At 68.5% G+C, this 21,564-nt stretch carries 21 protein-coding genes; 11 read left to right on the top strand and 10 right to left on the bottom strand.

Annotated features, from left to right (window positions below; genetic code table 11):
- The first annotated feature begins 48 nt into the window (after positions 1-48).
- Complete coding sequence (locus AC0KTM_RS23060) at positions 49-1,440, top strand: MFS transporter (RefSeq protein WP_225329369.1); 1,392 nt, start codon at positions 49-51, stop codon at positions 1,438-1,440.
- A gap of 2 nt (positions 1,441-1,442) precedes the next feature.
- On the opposite strand, the gene AC0KTM_RS23055 is transcribed toward AC0KTM_RS23060, so the two are convergent.
- A complete protein-coding gene (locus AC0KTM_RS23055; protein ID WP_225329370.1) occupies positions 1,443-2,711 on the bottom strand; it encodes a DNA polymerase domain-containing protein in 1,269 nt (422 codons plus the stop codon).
- Positions 2,712-2,769: 58 nt separating this feature from the next.
- Between AC0KTM_RS23055 and fadD2 the strand changes: the two genes are divergently transcribed.
- Positions 2,770-4,458 (top strand): long-chain-fatty-acid--CoA ligase FadD2, encoded by a 1,689-nt coding sequence (gene fadD2, locus AC0KTM_RS23050; protein WP_225329371.1) that lies wholly within the window; start codon positions 2,770-2,772, stop codon positions 4,456-4,458.
- Positions 4,459-4,461: 3 nt separating this feature from the next.
- Here the strand turns inward: fadD2 and AC0KTM_RS23045 are convergent, their stop codons facing one another.
- Positions 4,462-4,824: an ATPase gene (locus tag AC0KTM_RS23045; RefSeq protein ID WP_225329372.1), complete on the bottom strand. Its 363-nt coding sequence runs from the start codon at positions 4,822-4,824 to the stop codon at positions 4,462-4,464.
- Positions 4,825-5,381: 557 nt separating this feature from the next.
- On the opposite strand from AC0KTM_RS23045, the gene AC0KTM_RS23040 reads away from it, so the two are divergent.
- Positions 5,382-5,690 carry a hypothetical protein gene (locus tag AC0KTM_RS23040; protein WP_238957046.1) on the top strand — a complete coding sequence of 103 codons (309 nt, stop codon included), beginning with the start codon at positions 5,382-5,384 and terminating at the stop codon, positions 5,688-5,690.
- A gap of 125 nt (positions 5,691-5,815) precedes the next feature.
- On the opposite strand, the gene AC0KTM_RS23035 is transcribed toward AC0KTM_RS23040, so the two are convergent.
- The 3 genes from AC0KTM_RS23035 to AC0KTM_RS23025 all read right to left on the bottom strand — a co-directional run bounded on the left by AC0KTM_RS23035 (position 5,816) and on the right by AC0KTM_RS23025 (position 9,901).
- A complete protein-coding gene (locus tag AC0KTM_RS23035; protein WP_472416769.1) occupies positions 5,816-8,026 on the bottom strand; it encodes an acyl-CoA dehydrogenase in 2,211 nt (736 codons plus the stop codon).
- A 92-nt stretch (positions 8,027-8,118) separates the two neighbouring features.
- The gene (locus tag AC0KTM_RS23030) at positions 8,119-9,249 is read right to left on the bottom strand and encodes an alpha/beta hydrolase (protein ID WP_238957044.1); all 1,131 of its coding nucleotides are present in this window, start codon (positions 9,247-9,249) and stop codon (positions 8,119-8,121) included.
- A 1-nt stretch (position 9,250) separates the two neighbouring features.
- The gene (locus AC0KTM_RS23025; protein WP_238957043.1) at positions 9,251-9,901 is read right to left on the bottom strand and encodes a TetR/AcrR family transcriptional regulator; all 651 of its coding nucleotides are present in this window, start codon (positions 9,899-9,901) and stop codon (positions 9,251-9,253) included.
- Between the two features lie 96 nt (positions 9,902-9,997).
- On the opposite strand from AC0KTM_RS23025, the gene AC0KTM_RS23020 reads away from it, so the two are divergent.
- The 4 genes from AC0KTM_RS23020 (at position 9,998) to AC0KTM_RS23005 (ending at position 14,388) form a co-directional block, all read left to right on the top strand.
- On the top strand, positions 9,998-10,579 hold the full coding sequence (locus AC0KTM_RS23020) for a VOC family protein (protein WP_225329385.1): 582 nt from the start codon (positions 9,998-10,000) through the stop codon (positions 10,577-10,579).
- 35 nt (positions 10,580-10,614) lie between these two features.
- A complete protein-coding gene (locus AC0KTM_RS23015) occupies positions 10,615-11,163 on the top strand; it encodes a hypothetical protein (protein ID WP_225329377.1) in 549 nt (182 codons plus the stop codon).
- A gap of 391 nt (positions 11,164-11,554) precedes the next feature.
- Complete coding sequence (locus AC0KTM_RS23010) at positions 11,555-13,030, top strand: condensation domain-containing protein (protein WP_472416767.1); 1,476 nt, start codon at positions 11,555-11,557, stop codon at positions 13,028-13,030.
- Positions 13,031-13,032: 2 nt separating this feature from the next.
- Positions 13,033-14,388, top strand: coding sequence for a hypothetical protein (locus AC0KTM_RS23005; RefSeq protein WP_472416765.1), 1,356 nt, complete (start codon positions 13,033-13,035; stop codon positions 14,386-14,388).
- Between the two features lie 4 nt (positions 14,389-14,392).
- Here AC0KTM_RS23005 and AC0KTM_RS23000 read toward each other — a convergent pair whose 3' ends face one another.
- Positions 14,393-15,055, bottom strand: a complete 663-nt coding sequence (locus AC0KTM_RS23000; protein WP_472416763.1) for a TetR/AcrR family transcriptional regulator — start codon at positions 15,053-15,055, stop codon at positions 14,393-14,395.
- 83 nt (positions 15,056-15,138) lie between these two features.
- On the opposite strand from AC0KTM_RS23000, the gene AC0KTM_RS22995 reads away from it, so the two are divergent.
- On the top strand, positions 15,139-16,047 hold the full coding sequence (locus tag AC0KTM_RS22995) for an oxygenase MpaB family protein (protein ID WP_225329381.1): 909 nt from the start codon (positions 15,139-15,141) through the stop codon (positions 16,045-16,047).
- A 95-nt stretch (positions 16,048-16,142) separates the two neighbouring features.
- Entirely contained in the window at positions 16,143-17,735 is a 1,593-nt protein-coding gene (locus AC0KTM_RS22990) for a PPE domain-containing protein (protein ID WP_472416761.1), read from the top strand.
- 23 nt (positions 17,736-17,758) lie between these two features.
- Here AC0KTM_RS22990 and AC0KTM_RS22985 read toward each other — a convergent pair whose 3' ends face one another.
- From AC0KTM_RS22985 to rpmB, 4 genes are all read right to left on the bottom strand, one after another.
- Complete coding sequence (locus AC0KTM_RS22985; RefSeq protein WP_225330445.1) at positions 17,759-17,953, bottom strand: hypothetical protein; 195 nt, start codon at positions 17,951-17,953, stop codon at positions 17,759-17,761.
- A gap of 191 nt (positions 17,954-18,144) precedes the next feature.
- Positions 18,145-18,402 carry a 30S ribosomal protein S18 gene (gene rpsR / locus AC0KTM_RS22980; RefSeq protein ID WP_225330446.1) on the bottom strand — a complete coding sequence of 86 codons (258 nt, stop codon included), beginning with the start codon at positions 18,400-18,402 and terminating at the stop codon, positions 18,145-18,147.
- A gap of 2 nt (positions 18,403-18,404) precedes the next feature.
- A complete protein-coding gene (gene rpmG / locus AC0KTM_RS22975) occupies positions 18,405-18,569 on the bottom strand; it encodes a 50S ribosomal protein L33 (RefSeq protein WP_225330447.1) in 165 nt (54 codons plus the stop codon).
- Positions 18,569-18,805, bottom strand: coding sequence for a 50S ribosomal protein L28 (gene rpmB, locus AC0KTM_RS22970; RefSeq protein ID WP_225330448.1), 237 nt, complete (start codon positions 18,803-18,805; stop codon positions 18,569-18,571). The genes rpmG and rpmB overlap by 1 nt, the downstream gene beginning before the upstream one ends.
- A 105-nt stretch (positions 18,806-18,910) precedes the next feature.
- On the opposite strand from rpmB, the gene mrf reads away from it, so the two are divergent.
- On the top strand, positions 18,911-20,110 hold the full coding sequence (gene mrf, locus AC0KTM_RS22965; protein ID WP_238957039.1) for a ribosome hibernation factor-recruiting GTPase MRF: 1,200 nt from the start codon (positions 18,911-18,913) through the stop codon (positions 20,108-20,110).
- A gap of 209 nt (positions 20,111-20,319) precedes the next feature.
- The gene (locus AC0KTM_RS22960; protein ID WP_225330449.1) at positions 20,320-21,225 is read left to right on the top strand and encodes a class I SAM-dependent methyltransferase; all 906 of its coding nucleotides are present in this window, start codon (positions 20,320-20,322) and stop codon (positions 21,223-21,225) included.
- Positions 21,226-21,564 lie beyond the last annotated feature (339 nt).

Here is a 21,564-nt window from a genome sequence, read left to right as displayed (position 1 = left end):
CGTCAGGTGGTCACCGCCCGCGCCTAACCCACAAGGGAGTCCCACCAGATGACCACGACCCTCGACCCGGCATCGCAGCCCGCGCCGACGCGCGAGCGTCACACCGGACGGCACTGGATCGACGACTGGCGACCCGAAGATCCGGAGTTCTGGGAGGCGACCGGCAAGCCGATCGCCCGCCGCAACCTGATCTTCTCGATCTTCGCCGAGCACGTCGGGTTCAGCGTGTGGATGTTGTGGAGCATCGTCGTGGTGCAGATGACCGCGGGCGCGCACGGTTTGCCCGCCCCGTCCGGCTGGGCCCTGACCCCCAGCCAGGCGCTGTGCCTGGTCGCCATCCCCAGCGGCGTCGGGGCCGTCCTGCGGCTCCCGTACACCTTCGCGGTCCCGGTCTTCGGTGGCCGAAACTGGACGACCATCTCGGCGGCGCTGCTGCTGATCCCGTGCCTGCTGCTGGCCTGGGCGGTGAGCCATCCCGGCATCCCGTTCGCGGCCTTGGTGGCGATCGCGGCGACCGCCGGCTTCGGCGGCGGCAACTTCGCCTCGTCGATGGCCAACATCTCCTTCTTCTATCCGGAAAAGGACAAGGGCTGGGCGCTGGGCCTGAACGCGGCCGGCGGCAACGTCGGCGTCGCCGTGGTGCAGAAGATCATCCCGCCGATCGTCATCGCCGGCGGCGGGGTGGCCCTGTCACGCGCGGGACTCTTCTACGTGCCGTTGGCCGTCGTGGCGGCCGTCTGCGCGTTCCTGTTCATGAACAACCTCACCGAGGCGAAGGCCGACGTGAAGCCGGTGTGGCAATCGCTGCGCCATCCCGACACCTGGGTCATGTCGCTGCTCTACGTCGGCACGTTCGGGTCCTTCATCGGCTACTCGGCCGCCTTCCCGACCCTGCTCAAGACGGTGTTCGGCCGCGGTGACATCGCGCTGACCTGGGCCTTCCTCGGGGCCGGCATCGGATCGGTGATCCGGCCCTTGGGCGGCAAGCTGGCCGACCGGATCGGCGGGGCGCGCATCACCGCCGTCAGCTTCGCGCTGCTCGCCCTCGGGGCGGCGGCCGCGCTGTGGTCGGTGCGGGCGGTCAACCTGCCGATGTTCTTCGCCAGCTTCATGTTCTTGTTCGTCGCCACCGGCATCGGCAACGGTTCGACCTACCGGATGATTTCGCGGATCTTCAAGATCAAGGGCGAGCTGGCCGGCGGCGATCCCGACACCATGGTGCAGATGCGCCGCCAGGCCGCCGGCGCGTTGGGCGTCATCTCGGCGGTGGGCGCCTTCGGCGGCTTCATCGTGCCGCTGGCCTACGCCTGGTCGAAGTCGGAGTTCGGCAGCATCGAGCCGGCGCTGCGCTTCTACATCGCGTTCTTCCTCGCCCTGCTGGGCGTCACCTGGTACTGCTACCTGCGCAAGCACAACCCGGTCACGCGGGTGGGGGTGTAGTTCTACGGCCGCTGCTTGCCGCCATAACCCTCCCAAGGGCTGTAGTCGGCGATCAGTTCTTCCTGCGGGGGCCGCTGGTCCTGCGGAACGTGCTGGAGGTTGATCCGGATCCGGTACCAGATCGAGCTGGGCCCGCGCATGCCGTCGACGAGGACGTCGGCGGGCTGCAGCCGTGCGGCCACCGCCGGATAGCGGTCGCGCCAGGTGTCCAGCGCCGCCATCGCCTCGTCCTTGGTCTTGGTGCGGGCGATCTCGATCAGCGGCATCGAGGATTGGCGCCGGCCGCCGGTGCCCTTGTGGCGCGTGCCCGACCCCCTGGGCGCCCGCTCGGGGGGCCCCATCTCCTCGGCCAGCACCAGCAGCCGATCGAGCTCGCCGACGGCATCATCCATTCCCTCCCACGGGTCACCGATTTCGGCGAACCGGCCGGGCACGGTATCGATGGTGAACGCCTCGGGCCGGCAGCCGGCGACCTCGTCCCAGTGCAGCGGCGTCGAGACCCGGGCGTCGGGGGTCGCCCGCACCGAATAGGCCGACGCGACCGTGCGGTCCTTCGCGTTCTGGTTGAAGTCGACGAACACGCCCTCGCGTTCTTCCTTCCACCAGCGGCTGGTCGCCGCCTCGGGCACGCGCCGCTCCACCTCCCGGGCGACGGTCTGCGCGGCCAGCCGCACCTGGCGGAACTCCCACCGGCGGGCGATGCGGGCGTAGATGTGGAAGCCGCGCGACCCCGACGTCTTCGGCCACGCGGTCAGGCCGTAATCCTCGAGCACCTCGCGGGCCACCAGCGCGACATCCACGATGCGCCGCCAGGAGACCCCGGGCATCGGATCCAGGTCGACGCGCAGTTCGTCGGGGTGATCGAGGTCGTCGGCGAGCACCGGGTGCGGATTCAGGTCGACGCAGCCCAGGTTTACCGCCCAGGCCAGCCCGGCGGGGTCGTGGATGACCGCCTCCGCCGCGGAAGTGCCTCGCGCGTAACGGAGTTCGGCGACGTCGACCCAGTCCGGCCGTTTCGCCGGGGCGCGTTTCTGGAACACCGCCTCTTCCGAGATGCCCTTGACGAAGCGTTTCAGGATCATGGGGCGCCCGGCCACGCCACGCAGCGCGCCGTCGGCCACGGACAGGTAATAGCGGACCAGGTCGAGCTTGGTGTACGGGCCTGAGGTTTTGTCGCCGTCCGCGCGGGGGAACACGACCTTGTCCGGATGGGTGACGGTGACCTCGCGCCCGGCCACCTCCAGCAAAACCGGACGGGTCATGCGGTTCATGTTAATTCGCCAGAATTTTCTGGCCGTGCTGAGACGGACGTCACATATGGTGGATTCCATGCCTAACCTCCTCGGCCTCCCCGGTCAGGCCTCTAAAGCCGTAGCAAAACTCCACCAGTACGTCGAGCGGGGCTCCGCCGAACTGCACTACGTGCGCAAGATCTTCGAATCGGGCGCGTTCCGCATCGAGCCGCCGCAGAACTACGCCGCGATGGCCGCCGACATCTACAAGTGGGGCGAGTTCGGCATGCTGCCCTCCCTCAACGCGAGGCGCCATCCCGACCGCCCGGCGTGCATCGACGAAGAGGGCGAATTCTCCTACCGCGCACTCGACGAGGCGGCGCACGCGGTGGCCAACGGACTGATCGACATGGGCGTCAAGGGCGGCGACGGCATCGCCATCCTGGCCCGCAACACTCGCTGGTTCCTGATCGCCAACTACGGCGCCGCGCGGGTCGGCGCCCGCATCATCCTGCTCAACAGCGAATTCTCCGGCCCCCAGATCAAAGAGGTGTCCGAGCGCGAGGGCGCCAAGCTGATCATCTACGACGACGAATACACCAAGGCCGTCAGCAAAGCCTCGCCGGAGCTGGGCAAACTGCGGGCGCTGGGGACCAACCCGGATAGCGACGAGCCGTCCGGCAGCACCGACGAGACGCTGGCCGACCTGATCGAGCGCAGCAGCAAGGATCCCGCCCCCAAATCGGCCAGGCACGCCTCGATCATCATCCTGACCAGCGGGACCACGGGCACCCCCAAGGGCGCGAACCGCAGCACCCCGCCGACCCTGGCGCCGGTCGGCGGAATCCTGTCGCACGTCCCGTTCAAGGCCGGCGAGGTGACGTCGCTGCCGGCGCCGATGTTCCACGCGCTGGGTTATCTGCACGGCACGATCGCGATGTTCCTGGGCTCGACGCTGGTGTTGCGCCGCAAGTTCAAGCCGCCGCTGGTGCTGCAGGACATCGAGAAGTACAAGGTGACCGCGATGGTCGTCGTCCCGGTCATGTTGTCGCGCATCCTCGAAGCGGTCGAGAAGATGGACTCCAAGCCCGACCTGTCCAGCCTGAAGATCGTGTTCGTGTCGGGATCGGCACTGGGGGCCGACCTGGCGGAACGCTCACTCAAGGACCTCGGCCCGGTGATCTACAACATGTACGGCTCGACCGAGATCGCCTTCGCGACCATCGCCGAGCCCAAGCACCTGCAGTACAACTCGTCGACCGTCGGGCCGGTCGTCAAGGGCGTGCGCGTCAAGATCTACGACGACAACGGCAAGGAGCTGCCGCAGGGCGAGGTCGGCCGCATCTTCGTCGGCAACGCCTTCCCGTTCGAGGGCTACACCGGCGGGGGAAAGAAGCAGATCATCGACGGCCTGCTGTCCTCGGGCGACGTCGGCTATTTCGACGAGAACGGCCTGCTCTACATCAGCGGGCGCGACGACGAGATGATCGTCTCCGGCGGTGAGAACGTCTTCCCGGCCGAGGTCGAGGACCTCATCACCGGGCACCCGGACGTCGTGGAGGCCACCGCGATCGGCGTCGACGACAAGGAGTGGGGCCACCGCCTGCGCGCGTTCGTGGTGAAGAAGGACGGCGCCGACCTCGACGAGGACACCGTCAAGCACTACGTGCGCGATCACCTGGCCCGCTACAAGGTGCCGCGTGAGGTCGTCTTCCTCGACGAACTGCCGCGCAACCCCACGGGCAAGATCCTCAAGCGCGAGCTGCGCGAAATGGAGATCGACTAAGCCTCAGCGGCGCTCTTTGATGGCCCGGGTGATCTGGGCCGTCAGCTTCGGGTCGACCAGGAGCTGGTCGATCAGCGCGGTGAGCACCTCTTGTCCGGTCACGCGGGCGACGCCCAGCCGATCGGCCGCTTCGCGCTGCCAAATGTCGAGGGCCCGGTGGGTGGCCGCCGCCAGGTCGACGGTCCGGCGGGTCCGCTGGGTGCGGCCCGGTTGGTTGGCCGATGGCTGGCCGGCGACGCGCTGGCCGCGCTGCTGCCCGAGACTCAGGCGCTCGGTCGGCGCGGCGTCTCCGGTGGGGCCGGCGGCCGAGTTGGGGGCGCGAAAGGAGCCGGCGCTGGGTCCGTTGGGACTGGGCTTGAAGTTCACTTCGGTGTCTTCCTCCGTGAGTGCGAAATCAGTAAATCAGCGCTCGTCGCCTCTGTGTCAATACTGATTCTCTCACCGACGCCACCCTAAGTCGCGTCGCCGGGCCGCGGACGGCCCGGTGGGACGCCGGCGGATTTGCGAGCGGTCGCCGGCCTCCGAATGCAGGCGCAAGGGCAAATTCCCTAAGATAGCTGCACAGGCAAAAGGCGTCGGGTGGCGTTGCATTAGCCTCCATTCGTGGTGACGGCATTCCGAGACAAATCAGTGCATCTGCGAATGTGCAAATTCAGACTTCAGTAAATACGTTGATCGCTGTCAGTAGATCAGTAAATCGGCTATTAGCTGCAGAGATACCGCTGATTCCCGGCCGCGTCTCAGTATTCGCGGATAAATGAATCGCGGAGACGCGCATTGATAAACCGTGCCTTAGATTGCGCCAATTCCGAATGAATGTTGCGCAATTCACACCGAAAATATGCCGAATTCGCTTGTTTGCTTGGAAATGTCCGGTTAGCGTTTTAAGCATCGATATCAAGTCTTTGGAAGGAGCGCCCTCGATGATCTCGTCACCATCGTTACGCGGCGCGGCCGTAGGTGTTGTCAGCGCCGGGGCCGTGGCGGGCGCGCTGCTGTTCGGCGGCGCCCCCGTGGCTCAGGCCGCCCCCGGCCCGAGTCCCTCCACAAGCTTCGCCAGTGCCGGGCCGCAGAGCGGACCGGGCTTCATTCCCGACCGCCCCGGCGGTCGCGGATGGGGCGGCCATGATGGTCGGGGACATGGCAATTGGGGGCACGGTGGCTGGAACCACGGCTGGGGTCACGGGCCCGGCTACTGGAAGCCCCAGCACTGGTGGAACTGGTGGTGGTGACCACCATCTCCGCGCGGTAGCCGGCCATCGCCGACACGCCAACCCTCGGGATGGGCGGCCCGCGTATGGGGGGATCCATGCCGGCCTGACTCAGTCAGGTCGGCATGGCCCTTTCTGCGTCCGGTTTACGGATCGCGCGGGAGTCCCAACAAACGTTCGGCGATGATGTTCAGCTGCACCTCGGACGTGCCGCCGTAGATGGTGGTCGCGCGGCTGGCCAGCAGGTACTCGCCCCATTTGCCGGGCAGTTGGTCGGTGTCGCCGACCGCGGCGTCGGTGCCGAACGAGGAGACCGCGAATTCGGCGTAACCCTGCCCGGTGCGCATCGACAGCAGCTTGGAGATCGCCGCCGACGGCATCGCGTCCCCGCCGGCCAGGGTCAGCAGCGTGGAGCGCAGGTTCAGGACCTTGGCCGCATGACCCTCGGCGATCAACTGACCGGCGCGGTGCCGCGCGACCTGATCGAACTGCCCGTCACGAACGAACTCGACAAACTGCGACAGCGTGGCCAGGAAGTTCGCCTCGCTGCTGCCGATCGACACCCGCTCCGCGGTGAGGGTGTTGCGGCTGACCTCCCAGCCCCGGTTCACCTCGCCGAGCACGCATTCGTCGGGCACGAAGACGTCGTCGATGTAGACGGTATTGAACATCGCGTTGCCGGTGAGCTCGCGCAGCGGCTTGACGTCGACGCCCTCGCTCTTCATGTCCAACAGGAAGTACGTGATGCCACTGTGTTTCGGCGCGCTGGGGTCCGTCCGCGCGAGCAGCGCGCCCCACTGTGAGAACTGCGCCGCGGTGGTCCAGATCTTCTGCCCGGTGATGCGCCACCCCCCGTCGGTCCGGGTGGCCTTGGTGGTCAGGCTGGCCAGATCCGAACCGGCGCCCGGCTCGGAAAACAGCTGACACCAGAGCATTTCGCCGCGGAAGGTCGGCGGCAGGAACCGCTGCTTTTGCTCGTCGGTGCCGAACGCCACGATCGACGGGACGATCCAGGTGGCGATGCCGGTCTGGGGCCGCTTGACGCGCCCGGAGGCGAATTCCTGGGCGATGATGATCTGCTCCACCGGCCCGGCGGCCCGGCCCCACGGCCTGGGCAGATACGGCAACACCCAGCCGCCCTCGGCGATGGCGACCTTGCGCTGGTCGCGCTCGATCTCCTTGAGGGCCGCCACTTCGGCCCGGATCTCCGCCCGCAGCTTCTCGGTCTCGGGATCGAGGTCGATGTCCACCGCGCGCATGCCGGTGGTGGTCGCGGTGTCGACGACCTTCTGCGGGTAGTCCGAGCTGCTGCCGAAGGAGGCCGCCAGCATCAGCGCCCGGCGGTAGTACACGCCTGCGTCGTGCTCCCAGGTGAAGCCGATCCCGCCGTGCACCTGGATGCAGTCCTGCGCGCACCGTTGAGCGGCCGCCGGCGCCAGTGTCGCCGCCACGGCGGCGGCGAACTCGACATGGGAACCGGCGGTGTCCCACCGGTTTTCGCGGGCCTCGTCGATCGCGCGGGCGGCATCCCACACCGCCGCGGTGGCCCGCTCGGTGTCGGCGATCATCTCGGCGCACTTGTGCTTGATGGCCTGGAACTGGCCGATCGGCCTGCCGAACTGCTCCCGGATCTTGGCGTAGTCCGACGCGGTGTCGGTGGCCCAGCGCGCCACGCCGATGGCTTCGGCGGACAGCAGCGTCGTCATCAGCGCGTGCGCGGTGCCCATGCTCAGGTTCGTCAAGACGACGTCGTCGCCGACCTCGACGGCGTTGGCGCGCACGTCGGCGATGGGTCGCAACGGGTCCAGGCTTTTCACCGGCTCGATCTCGAGTTGGTCGGCGCGCAACACCACCCACGCCTCGCCGCTGTCGATCGCGACGGGGAGCACCAGCAGCGAGGCCTGCGCAGCGGTGGGGACCGCGCGCAGTTCGCCGCGGATCACCAGCGAATTACCCTGCCGGGTGGCGGTCAGCGCGCAGCAATTCAGGCCGTAGGCGGCGATCTCGGCGCCGGATGCCAGCTCGGCGAGCACCTTCGCATCCGGGTCGTGGGCGGAGATCAACGCGCTGGCGATCGCCGACGGCACGAAGGGGCCCGGCACCGCCCCGTGACCGAATTCCGCGAGCACGATGGCCAACTCGAGGATGCCGAAGCCCTGCCCGCCGACGGATTCGGCCAGGTGCACCCCCTGCAGGCCCTGCTCGGCCGCGGCCTGCCAGTACGGCGGCGGGTTGACCAGCTTGTCCAGCGGCGTCTCCATCGCCTCGTGCAGCGTCTCGGACGGCGCGATGCGCGCCACCAGCGAACGCACTGAATCGGCCAGTTCTTGGTGCTCGGGATTTATCGCGATCGGCATTGGTCGCCTTCCGTTGCTGCAGGACGCCGTGTCGGCCAAGTACCTTCCAAGCTAACAACCAGTCGGTTGGTTGACGAGACGGGCCAGAATTCTCAGCGCCACCGCTTGCCGATCCATCCGGCGATGGTGTCGGCCTGCTCGGTGCGGGCCCCCGGGGTGGTGAAGTAGTGATCGGTGTCCACCGACGCCTGGGTTTTGTCGGTGGCGGCGAGGGCGTCGAAGATGCGTTGCGCGTCAGAGGGAAACACGCCGGTGTCGGCCTCGGCGTTGATCACCAGGGCCGGACAGCTGATCCGGGCCAGGTGCGGTTCGGCCCGGGTTTGGGCCACCCGCAGGCTCCACATGCCCAGCCAGTTGCGCAGCGTGCAGGCCGCCGCGATGCCGTGCGCCGAGCGGTTCGCCTTGACCGGGACGCCCGCGTAGCACATGTTGGGCTGCCGTTTGGTCGGCTCGATGCCGGCATCGACCATGCGGGGGTCGGCCCAGGTGCGCATCACCGAAAACGGGCGATCGGAAAACCCTGCCGCGCGAACGCGTTTGAGCTCCCGTTCGGCCCAGTCGGTGATGGCGTGGTTGCGCGCGACCTGCGCGCTGCGGTACCGGGCGAGGAATTCCGGGGCGTAGGGCGGGCCGTTGCGCTCGTTGAACAGGTCGAGGTCGGCGTCGGTGGCGACGGGATCGTTCTCGTCGACGACGGCGGCGTCCATCCAGGCGGTGAGCACGTCCGGCCGCCCGGGATGGGCGGCGGTGGCCACATAGCCGTCGGCGGGCGGCAGCTCGGTCACCCCGGCCGCCGGGCGCATGCCGTCCAGCGGCGTCACGTTGGGCTCGATGGCCTGCGACTGGTAGGCGGCCATCAACGAACCGCCGCCCGAATTTCCCAGTAGCACAACGGTTTCCACTCCCTGAACCTCGCGCAGCCAGCGCACCCCGACGCCGATGTCCACCAGCGCGTGGTCGAGCAGAAAGCTGCTCTCGAAGCCGCGGAACCTGGTGTTCCAGCCGAGAAATCCGATGCCGCGAGTGGCCATGTAGTCGGCGAGATAGTGTTCGGAGAAGTCGATTTGGTAGTGCGTGGCGATCATCGCCACCTTGGGTTTGCGTCCCACCCCCCGGTGATACAGCCCCTGGCACGGGTGCCCGCCGGCGCCGGCGCGCCCGGCCGTGCGCGACGGCAGTCCCACGAACTCACGGATAACTCCGGCACCGGTACGACGAGTCAATTCAGCGGTCCCCCTGATCGGCGTAGATGGCCCGGTAATAGATGTTGGCCAAGGTTTGGATGCAGGCCTGGTCGTCGGGTTCGCCGGAACGTGCCGAACCGAGCTGGATGTAGCAGAACTGGTTGAACATCGCCACGATCGCCTCGGCGATCAGCTGCGGGTCGTCGTCGCGGCAACGGCCCTCGGCCTGCGCGCGGCGGACCGATTCGGCGATGAAAGATATTGGTATCGAGCAGATTTCGGCCCAGTACTGGGCGAAGTCGTCGTTGATCATCGCCAGCTGTGACACGCTGATCACCTCGGCGAGCCGGTTGCGGTAGGTGTTCCAGTGCGCCGCGGCCGCCCCGTAGGCACGCTCACGATCGGTCAACCCGTGTTGGGTCACCGACAGCGCGCGCTGGTTGGCCTCGTCGCGGAAGCGCAGCGCCCACTGGCGCACCATCGCCTCTTTGGATTCGTAGTAGTTGTAAAAGGACGCCGCCGAGCGGCCGGCCTCCGCCGCGATGTCGGCGATGGTCGTGGCCAGGACACCTTTGCGTGCGATCACCGTCCGGGCGGCCAGATCGATCGCGGCCTGCGTCCGCCTGCCGCGATGCGTGGGCAGCTCCGCGGGCGGCCCGCGCCGGTCAGCAGGGGATGGCGCGGTAGACACCTGCGCACCTCCCTGGGCCAAAACTAAATCTGATGTTAGATTCAGATTCGGATCTTGGCCAGGCTCGTCGAGCCGGGAACCGAGGGGAGCCGCACGATGATCAAGCCGCACAACACCAACACGGAATTCGAACTCGGCGGGATCAACCACGTCGCCCTGGTGTGTTCGGACATGGCCGAAACCGTGGACTTCTACAGCAACATCCTCGGCATGCCGCTGATCAAATCGCTCGATCTGCCCGGCGGGGCGGGCCAGCACTTCTTCTTCGACGCCGGCAACGGCGACTGCGTCGCCTTCTTCTGGTTCGCCGACGCCCCCGACCGGGTGCCGGGCATTTCGTCGCCCGGCGCCATCCCGGGCATCGGCGACATCACCAGCGCGGTCAGCACGATGAACCACCTGGCCTTCCACGTGCCGGCCGAGAAGTTCGACGCCTACCGCCAGCGACTCAAGGACAAAGGGGTGCGGGTCGGCCCGGTGCTCAACCACGACGAAAGCCCCATGCAGGTCTCGGCGACCGTGCATCCCGGCGTCTACGTGCGCTCGTTCTACTTCCAGGACCCCGACGGCATTACCCTTGAGTTCGCCTGTTGGGTGAAGGAATTCGAAAGCGGCGACGCGAAGGCCGTGCCCAGGACCGCGGCGGACCGCCGCCCCCCGGTGGGCGCCGGCCGCTGAGCGCGCCGCTGCGAGCGAGCCGGAGGATGCGAGGTATGACCGACGGCATTTTGACCGACGAACAGATCGCGGCCCTGACACCCGGGCAGCGGCGCGACCTCATCTCCCGGTTGGAGCGGCCCCTGGGCGACGTCATCGACCCTGACTTCCTGGCCCGGGTGCGGCGCGTCCGGCTGAGTTTGATGATCGGCGGCGCCATCGCGATGGTTCCGTGGCTGGGGTATTTGGCCGTGACGCTGCCCGAGAAGTACGTCGCCCACAACTGGCCGGTCACCTGGATCGGATTCGACGTGCTGCTGGTCGCCTTCATGCTGACCACCGCCGCGCTCGGGTATCTGCGTCGTCAGCTGCTGGTGCTCGCCGCGTTCACCACCGGGGTGCTGCTGATCTGTGACGCGTGGTTCGACCTCATGACCGCCGGGCCCAAGGACGTGTGGCTGTCGGTGATCACCGCGCTGCTCATCGAGGTGCCGTTGGCGGTCTTCATGATCTTCAGCGCTATGCGCATCATGCGGCTCACGATGATGCGCTTGTGGCTGCTGCGTCCCGGCATGAGGCTATGGGATCTGCCGCTGTTCCCCTGAGGCCGTAAGGGTTTGGCCCGAGCGAGGCTCGAGGGCCGAACAACTGTATCCCGAGTTGCGGACGTAGAGAGTCGAATCGGCGACAAATCGTCGCGAATTGACCCTGCCGGGCGTCGCCGCGGCCGTCGGAGGAGAAAAGATTACTGCACCGCCGGCGATCTCGCGGCGGAATTCGAGTCTTGACAAAACCGCGAAATCTTCGCCCGCGTCAGCTAGCGTCCACACCAGCCACACAGGGGGTATGAGCGGCGGGGTAGTAAAGCCAACCGTCGGAAAATGCCAAGCGCGACACACATCGACGATCCTCGAAAAGCCAAGCGCCAACCGTACTTCCAGCACCCCCAGACCGCCCCGCACACGTCGTCGTCTCACAGCACAAGGACTCGAGGAAATGGTCGCACTCGGAAATATCAATGAATGGCACCCGCCGCACGGCCCGGTCACCATGTGGATGGCCGCGCCCGCCGCACGGGAAGCGGCCCGCGCCGCGCGGCGAAGCGACCTGGCGCCGAGTTATCAACAGAATCAACACCTCTGGGCCTCCCACCAAGGCAGGGCCATGAACCGGCAGCTGCCCCGGCTGATGATCGTCGCGTGGGACATCCCCGGCACCTGCGACATTCTCGCAATGACGGCGACGGTCAACGCCCACGTGCGCCGCCAGGACACCTATCACAACTGGTTCGAATACGACAACGGCACCTTCGTGCGCCGGGTGATCGACAATCCCGCAGCGATCGAGTTCGTACCCGTGGCGCTCGGGCACAAGACCGCGGAGCAGGTCCGCGCCCACGCCTTGACCACGACCCCGGACACCCTCGAATGGGGCTGCTTCACGTACGGAATCGTCCAGCACGCCGACTATTTCACGTTCTATGCCAGCGTCGACCATTTGCACATCGACGGGTTGTCCGCCGCCCTCATCTTCCTCGACGTCCACCTGATGTATCAGGAACTCGCGCGGACCGGCCACCAGCCCGCCGGGATACCGGAGATCCGGAGTTACCGCGACTACGTTGCGCGCCAACGCGAGAAGGCGGCGGCATTGACGCTGTCGTCGCCCGAGATCAAGGACTGGATCGAGTTCTCCCGCAACACCGACGGCGACTGGCCGAGTTTCCCGCTGCCCCTTGGTGACACGTGGGCCAGCACGAAAGGCGACCTGCTGACGGTCGAGCTGATGGGTGCGGCCGACACCGAGTCGTTCGACGCCGCCTGCGTGGCGGCCGGTGCCCGTTTCATCGGGGGAGTGCTGGCCTGCACGGGCCTGGCCGAGCACGAATTGATCGGCAAGAAGACCTATCACGGATTCACGGCCAAAGACACCCGGACACCGGGCGTCGACTCGATGACCGTGGGGTGGTTCGCCAGCCTGATTCCGATCACCGTGCCCACCGCCGGCGAAACGTTCGCCCAGGCGGCCCGGACGGCGCAGAAGTCGTTCGACGACGCTCAGCGCCTCGCCGATGTGCCGGTCGAGCGGGTGCTGGAGCTGGCCACACCGGACGAACTGGGTATCAAGCTGCCCACCCAGCTGCCGATGATGTTGTCGTTCCTCGACTTCCGCAAGATACCCCTCAACGGGTTGTGGGCGGAGACGAAGTTCGGCACCTACGGTGACAGCCTGTCCCACGGCGGGGTGAACATGTGGATCAACCGCCAGGCCGCGAACACCACGGTGACGATGTCCTTCCCGGACAACGCGATTGCCCGGGAGTCGGTGCTCCACTACATCGCCACGCTGATCCGGGTGTTCGCACGCGTCGCCAGGCCCACCGCCGAGGAGCCGGTTGTGGTTGCGCCCCAGGTGAAACCGGACGAGTCCTTCGCGCCGGCGCCGGACACGGACGATCACGAAGCGGCGTAGCGATGAGCAACGTGTTGGACCTGGCCGACCAAACCCTCTTCCTCGGTGAGCGGGCGACGGGAGCGACCAGCCTGCTGCAGTGCGTCTGGCTGTACGACCGCTCCGTCGACGTCGGCGGGCTGCGTGAGTTCCACCACCACCTCGGCAGGGGGCGGCTGTCGCGGCGGGTCGAGCGGTCCGCCTTGCCGTTTGGCCGTCATCGCTGGGTGGCGACCGGTGAGTGCTCCGCCCTGGAGATCGTCGCGCCGGCGCGGGCGCGCGGGGAGATCGACGCGTGGCTGGACGAGCAAGCCGACAAGCGGCCGGACGCCGAACGCGGCCCCGGCTGGCACCTGGCGATGCTGCCGCTGACCGACGGCGGCGCGGTGGTGAGCCTGGTCACCACGCACTGCCTCACCGACGGCGTCGGGCTGTGCGAGGCCTTGGCCGACGCGGCTCACGGACGCGGCGACGAGACCCGCTGGCCCGCCGCGCGATCCCGGTGGCGGTGGCAAGCCCTGCGCGAGGACGCACGCCAAACCGCGCACGACACGCTCGATGTCGGCCGCGCCCTCGGCGCCGCGGCCCGAATGCTCCGGCAGGGCCGCGACGGTACGGCGGCCGTCGCCCCGCCACGCGGGAAGCGGCCCGCGCGGCCCGCCGCGCCGCAGGACCGCATCACCCTCCCGATGGAGACGATCTTCGTCAGCGCCGTCGACTGGGATGCGCGCGCAAACGCCTTGGGCGGCACCAGCAACGCGCTGCTCGCCGGGTTGGCTGCCCACCTCGCCCGGCGGGTGGGGCGGGTGGCTCCCGACGGCTCGGTCAACGTGGGCATGCCCGTCAACGAACGCACCCCCGGCGACACGCGCGCCAACGCCGTCACGAACGTCGACGTCACGCTGGCCCCCGCGGCGATCACCACGGACCTGCGCGAGATTCGCGCCGCGATAAAGCAGGCGCTGGTTCGCCACCACGACGTGCCCGACGAGCGGTGGGCGCTGCTGCCCCTCGTCCCCCTGATCCCGAAGCCGGTGTTCCGCCGGTTGCTCAGCGTGGTCACCGGCGGCGCGGCCACCGTGGTGTCGTCCAATCTCGGCCCGCTCGACCCGGCCGCCAACCGGCCGGACGGCACGGACGCCGACTATTTCGCCATGAAGTCGGTGTATCCGGGCGTGACCACCGCGACGATGCACCGCACCAACGGGGCGCTGGCGTTGCTGTCCGGGCGGATCCACGACCGGGTCTTCATCTCGGTCCTCGCCTACGAATTGGGCCGCCGCAATTCGAACGAGGCTCTGCGGCGAGCGCTTTCAGAGACGCTGAGCGACTTTTCGCTGACCGCCACGACGGGCTGGCAGGCGGCCTGCCCCGTGTGAGCCGCTAGGCCTCGGCGCGTGTTTCGGTGAGCCGGTACAGGTTTGGCTCGGCGAGCTCGTCGAGCAGCGCGGCGAGGTGATCGACGAGTTCGCCGGGTTCGAGCCGGACATCACCGGCCAGCCAGGCGCTGATGGTCTGCCCGACCCCGCCGACCACGAAGTGCGCGGCGGCCTTGATGCGAGCGTTTGCCGGTACCCGCAGCGCGTTGCCGACGTGCTGGCCGGACAACATCGCGAACAGGGCGCTGGACTCGGCGCGTTTGCGCACCACCACGGGATCGGCCAGTTGCATGCTGAACAGCAGGCGGCCCACGCGGGCGTCGTCGGTGATGGTCCGCACGATGTTGGCGGTGCCCGCGCGGGTCTGCTCGTCGGCCGGCACCGTGGCGACCGCGGCCTGCGTGGTGGCGGCCAGCTCGGCGACCACCCAGTCGAAAACGCAGGAGACGAATTCGTCCTTGTCGGTGAAGCTCTCGTAGAAGTACCGGGCCGCCAGCCCGGCGCGGCGGCACACGCCGCGGACGGTGACCGCCGAGATGTCCGGCCGCTGATCGCCGAGCAGGTCAAGGCCCGCGGCCAGTAGCCGGTTGCGGCGGCCGGCCAGGCGCTCGGCGGCCTCGACCCCGCGATACGGCCGCGTGCTGGACGTCTCGCTCATGCGGACCATCTTGACACTAACGTCGCCGCGCGACAATATCAGGAAACAAGCGTTCGCACATTAGCGGCCGCGTTGCGGGAGGATTCTGACGAATGGCGATTCAGCAGCCGGTGCAGGCACCGATCGGGCACGTCGAGCGCGGGGCCACCGATCCGCCGCGTCCCCAGCGGCGCAGGCGCGGGCGGGCGCTGGGCATCGACGAGGGTCTGATGGGCGTCGCCCTGCTGGCCGGCCCGGCGAACGTGATCATGCAACTGGCGCAGCCCGGCGTCGGCTATGGCGTCATGGAGAGCCGCGTCGAAAGCGGCCGGGTCGACCTGCACCCGTTCAAGCGGGCCCGCACCACGTTCACCTACCTGGCGGTGGCGACCAACGGCAGCGACGCCCAGAAGGCCGCCTTCCGCCGGGCGGTGAACAAGGCGCATGCGCAGGTTTACTCGACACCGGAAAGCCCGGTGTCCTACAACGCCTTCGATCCCGCGCTGCAGCTCTGGGTGGGGGCGTGTCTGTACAAGGGCGGGCTGGACATCTACCGGATGTTCATCGGTGAGCTCGACGGCGAGGACGCCGAGCGCCACTACCGCGAGGGGATGACGCTGGCCACGACGTTGCAGGTGCCACCGAAGATGTGGCCGGCCGACAGGGCGGCGTTCGACCGTTACTGGGAAGAGTCGCTGGCCAAGGTGCACATCGACGACGCCGTGCGGGAGTACCTGTACCCGATCGCCGCCAACCGCATTCGGGGCGTGAAGCTGCCCGGCCCCGTCCAGCGCCTCTCCGAGGGCTTCGCGCTGATGATCACGACGGGCTTCCTGCCGCAACGGTTCCGCGACGAGATGCGCCTGCCGTGGGACGCGACCAAGCAGCGGCGCTTCGACCGGCTGATCGCCGTGTTGGCCACGGTGAACCGGTATCTGCCGCGGTTCATCCGGCAGTTCCCGTTCAACGTCTTGCTGCACGACCTGGATCGCAGGATCAAGAAGGGGCGACCGCTGGTGTAGCGGCCCGCGGCGGGGCCACCCGCCAAGTTGATAACGACAATCATATTCATTAAGCTCTCCCCGGTCTGGTAAACCCTCCAGCCCGAGGAGTACCTATGACGGCGCCGATCTTCATGGCCTCGCCGCCCGAAGTGCATTCCGCGCTGCTCAGCAGCGGCCCCGGACCCGCGCCGCTGCTGGCGGCCGCCGGCGCGTGGTCCGAGCTGAGCACCGAATACGCTTCCGCGGCAGAACAATTGAGCACCGTGCTGGCGGGGGCTCAGGCGGGGGCGTGGGAGGGGCCCAGCGCGGAGTCCTATGTGGCCGCGCACGCCCCCTATCTGGCCTGGCTGACGAAATCCAGCGCCGACAGCGCCGCCGCCGCGACGCAGCACGAGGCGGCCGCGACCGCCTACACCGCGGCCCTGGCGGCCATGCCGACGCTGCCGGAACTCGCCACCAACCACGTTGTCCACGGGGCGCTGGTGGCGACGAATTTCTTTGGCATCAACACGGTTCCGATCGCGGTCAACGAGGCCGACTACGCGCGGATGTGGACCCAGGCGGCCACCACGATGTCCACCTACCAGGCCGTGTCCACCGCGGCCGTCGCCGCCACACCGCAGGCCGATCCTGCGCCGCCGATCGTGAAATCCGATGCCTCCGGCGATGATTCGGGCGACGTCGACCATGACCCCAAGATCGACAATCCGTTCAATGACTTCATCGCGAACATCCTGAAGAACTTGGGCATCAACTGGGACCCGTCCGAGGGCACGGTCAACGGCCTGCCCTACGACGCCTACACGAACGCCGGGCAACCCATCTTCTGGGTGGTGCGCGCCCTGGAACTGCTCGAGGATTTCGAGCAGTTCGGCTACTACCTGGTGCACAACCCGGCGTTGGCCTTCCAGTACCTGGTGCAACTCATCCTGTTCGACTGGCCGACGCACATCCTCGAGATTTTCATCAGCCAGCCCGAGTTGTTGGCCCCCGCACTGCTGCTCGCGGCCGCCCCCCTCGGCGCCGTCGGTGGCTTCGCCGGGCTGGCCGGTCTGGCCGCCATACCGCAGCCCGCGGTCGTCCCGGCGGCGGTCGCGGCACCGCCGCCGGCGCCGACGCCCAGCATCCCGCCCGCCATTGCCATGGCCCCCACCCCCGTCGCGCCGGCCGCGGCTCCCGCCTCGGCCCCGGCGCCGGCGCCCGCCCCCACGGCGACCACGGTGGCCACCGCCCCTGCGGCGCCGGCACCGGCGCCGGCGGCAGCGGGGCTCTTCCCTCCCTACGTCATCGGCCCTCCGGGCATGGGGACGGGCTCGGGGATGAGCTCGAGCGCCAGCTCGAGCGCCAAAAGGAAAGCGCCGGAACCGGATAGCGCCGCCGCCGCGGCCGCCGCGGCCGCACGCACGCGCAAAACGGCGCGGGCCCGCCGGCGCCGGCGCGCGGCGGATCGCGGCTATGGCGACGAGTTCATGGACATGAACGTCGACGTCGATCCCGATTGGGCCGGGCCGCCCCCGGGGCACGAGGCGTCGGCGTCCGATCGGGGTGCCGGCGCACTGGGATTCGCGGGAACCGCGGAGCGTGAGGCGGTCGCCGCGGCAGCCCGGCTGACCAGGCTGGCCGGGGACGAATTCGGCGGCGGCCCAACGGCACCGATGATGCCGGGCACGTGGGGCACCGACGAGGCGCCCGGCCAGGACGGCTAGCCGAGGGGAGCGGTACGTTCGGGTCAGTTGCGTCCACGCGAGTCACGCGACCAACGCTGATGCCGATCGAGTTGCCTTGGGACGGGGATGTTTTCCCACTCCCCGCGCACCAGCCAGTCGCGCAGCGCCGCGGCCGCATCGCTGTCGGCGATGGGACCTATCCACTGGGCCGGGCCGCTGGCCACTCGATCGTTCGTGCAGGGCTGGACCAGGGCCATGACGCCCCCACCGCTCGGCCGAGAGGCACAGGTGAGCGGTCCGAGCATGCAGGCGGCCGAGATCAACATGGAATGCGGGCAGCGCCGGATGGCGGGACGCGATTCGTCGATGACCGACAGTCGATCGTCGACGGCGCATGTGGCACAGACGATTACGGTGAACGGGCGGTCGGTGCCGCGGTGTGGGGACGTCAACGCGCCGTGTGCCGTCCGGGGTAGGGCAGTAGCGCCATTTCGCGGGCGTTTTTGACGGCCGTCGCGACCTGTCGTTGTTGTTGGATGGACAGGCCGGTCACCTGGCGGGAACGGATCTTGCCGCGTTCGGAGATGAACACCCGCAGCGTCGCGGTGTCCTTGTAGTCCACGACGGGAACCCCGAGGCTCTCGAGCAGATTCCTCTTGGGCGAGCGGCCGCCCGTCGGGGTGGCCCGGCGCGCGACTTTGGCCATGGTCAGCGCTCCTCGCGAAAGTCGACGTGGCGGCGGATGACGGGGTCGTATTTGCGCAACACCACGCGGTCGGGATCGTTGCGCCGGTTCTTGCGGGTGATGTAGGTGTAGCCGGTTCCCGCCGTGGAGCGCAGTTTGACCAGGATGCGAATCCCGTTGCGCGCCATCAGATTCGCTGTCCTTGGCGGCGTAACCGCGCGACGACGGCCTCGATCCCGTCGCGGTCGATGACTTTGATGCCCTTGGCGCTGACCCGAAGACGAATCCGGCGGTTCTCCGACGGCAGGTAGTACGTCTTGCGCTGGATGTTGGGGTCGAAGCGCCGAGCGGTTCGGCGATGGGAATGCGACACCGCGTTACCGAAACCCGGCCGCCGGCCGGTCACCTGGCAATGGGCGGACACCGTGCACCTCCTGATTCGCTTATTGAAAATCATTTTCGACAAGGTTCAGCACGGACGGTACCGTAGGAACGGCCTAGATGAAAACGATTATCAATAAGGAGGACGATGCGGACGCCCGTCATCCTCGTCGCCGGCCAGCAGGGCACCGACTCGGTCACCGGGGCGCTGCTGCGCACCCCGGGAACGCTGGTCGTGGAGCACCGATTCGACGGTCACGTGGTGCGCCGCACGACGGCGACGCTGTCCGACGGCGTCCTGACCAGCACCGAGAACGGACTGGAACTCGCGCACGGCTGCGTCTCGTGCACCATCCGCAACGACCTGTTGGTGCTGCTGCGCCAGCTGCACCGCCGCGCCGACGTCGACCGGATCGTGGTGCACCTGGCGCCCTGGCTGGAACCCGAACCAATCTGCTTGGCCATCAAGCACGTTCGGGTGCGCGTCGCGCCGGGGTACGTCGACGGGCCCGCGGCCCTGGACGTGGCGATCGCCGCGGTGGTGACCTGCGTCGATTCGGCGGCCTGGCTGGGCCAGGCACTGGGGGAGGACGAGCTCGAAGACGGGCGCACTCGGGCCCAGGCGGTGATCGGGCAGGCCGAGTTCGCCGATGTCGTCGTGCTCGACCACGCCAACCCGTTCGTGGCGGCCGTGCTGCGCCGCCTGTGTCCGCGCGCACACGTTCGCGTCGGGGCGGTCGGCATCGAGGACGCGCTGAACAATCTGTACCGCGACGCGCGCCGCGGCCGCAGCGACGACCCGCACGGTCCGCTGCTGGCCGGACAACCGCCGCTGGAGTCGCGCGGGCCGATCAGCCTGGTGGAGTTCAATGCCCGCCGCCCCTTCCATCCGCAGCGCCTGCACGCCTGCCTGGACCTGTTGCTCGACGGCGTGATCAGGACCCGGGGGCGGCTCTGGCTGGCCAGCAACCCCGACCGCGCGATGTGGCTGGAATCGGCGGGCGCGGGGCTGCGGGTCAGCTCGGCCGGCAAGTGGCTGGCGGCGATGAACGGACCGCAGCGCGACGGCGTCGACGCGGAGCGACGCGCGCTGGCCGCCCTCGGCTGGGACGACCGGCACGGCGACCGGCATACCGCGATGGTCATCCTCGCGTGCGGTGCCAGCACCGACGAGATTCTCGACGCGCTGCACGGCGCGCTGCTCACCGAGGAGGAGATGCGGCACCAGTGCGACTGGATCGCCTACGACGACCCGTTCGGCGACTGGCACGAGGATCCGTGCGCGGAATTGACCGAAGCCGCCGACAACGCGGCGCGGCACACCCAGCAAGGCACGGACCCGTCCTGAAGCCCGGCGTTCATCCCGCCGTCGTCGAGGTCGCCGCGGACCCGCACCCGTTCCGAACCGGGCGGCCGCCGCGGCGTCGACCGCGCCGGACAAGGGCAGATATTCCACCGCCGCTACGGCCGCCCGTAGCCGACGCCACGCCGAGGCGCGCCACTACCGTTGCGCGCCAGCGGAAAAGGACCGCGTCGCGGCGGCGTACTGTGGGCTGAGTGCGAAGCGAAGGCGATACCTGGGACATCACCACGAGCGTGGGCTCGACCGCGTTGTTCGTGGCAACGGCGCGGGCGTTGGAGGCGCAAAAGCCCGACCCGCTGGCCGTGGATCCGTACGCGGAGATCTTCTGCCGCGCCGTCGGCGGCAACGCCGCCGACGTCCTCGACGGCAAGGATCCCGACCATCAGCTGAAGACCGCCGACTTCGGCGAAAACTTCGTCAACTTCCAGGGCGCCCGCACCCGGTACTTCGACAACTACTTCCGGCGCGCCGCCGACGCGGGCGTGCGACAGGTGGTCGTCCTGGCGGCCGGCCTGGACTCGCGCGCCTACCGCCTGGACTGGCCGGCCGCGACCACGATCTTCGAGCTCGACCAGCCGCAGGTGCTCGACTTCAAGCGTGAGGTGCTGGCCGGCGTCGGCGCCCAGCCGCGCGCCGAGCGCCGCGAGATCGCCATCGATCTGCGCGAGGACTGGCCGCAGGCCCTGCGCGACAGCGGCTTCGACCCGGCCAAACCGTCGGCGTGGATCGCCGAGGGCCTACTGATCTATCTCCCGGCGAGCGCTCAGGAGCAGCTGTTCACTGGTATCGACGGGCTCGCGAGCCACGGCAGCCACGTCGCCGTGGAGGACGGCGCCCCGATGAAGCCCGAGGACTTCGAGACCGCCGTCGCGGAAGAACGGGCCGCCACCGCCCAGGGCGATCAGCGCGTGTTCTTCCAGCTGGTCTACAACGAGCAGTGCGCGCCCGCCACCGAATGGTTCGGCAACCGAGGCTGGACCGCGGTCGGGACACCGTTGGCCGATTACCTTCGCGAGGTCGGCCGCCCGGTGCCCGGACCGGAGACCGAAGCCGGCCCGATGATCGCGCGTAACACCTTGGTGAGCGCCGTCCGGGCCTAGCCGCCGAAACGAAGACCGGTCGCGAACGACGATTCGCGGCCGGTCTTTTTTGTTGGCCCTCACGACGGCCCGGTGAGTTCGCCCGGAGGCGCGATCGACGGCGGAACTTTTCCGGTTCGCCAGCCGACTAGTGGCTGCGTGATCGTCCCACCGGCCGCGCGGTCGAGGCGATCGACGAGCACCACCCGATCGTCGAGGAGTCGTCGCCATGACCACGCCGGTGCGGACGGCGTCGTCCCTGATCCGCTCGGCGGGGCCGGCGGGCGCCGAGCTTGCGGGCCGGGATTGATAATGAAAATGATTTTCAGTAAGGTGAGGCCTTGCTGTGAGGCCGCACGA

Source organism: Mycobacterium sp. NTMscope_Eco_3 (genome assembly GCF_976985685.1).
The sequence above is the reverse complement of the archived record's forward strand: the minus strand, read 5'-3'. Positions and strand labels throughout refer to the sequence as shown.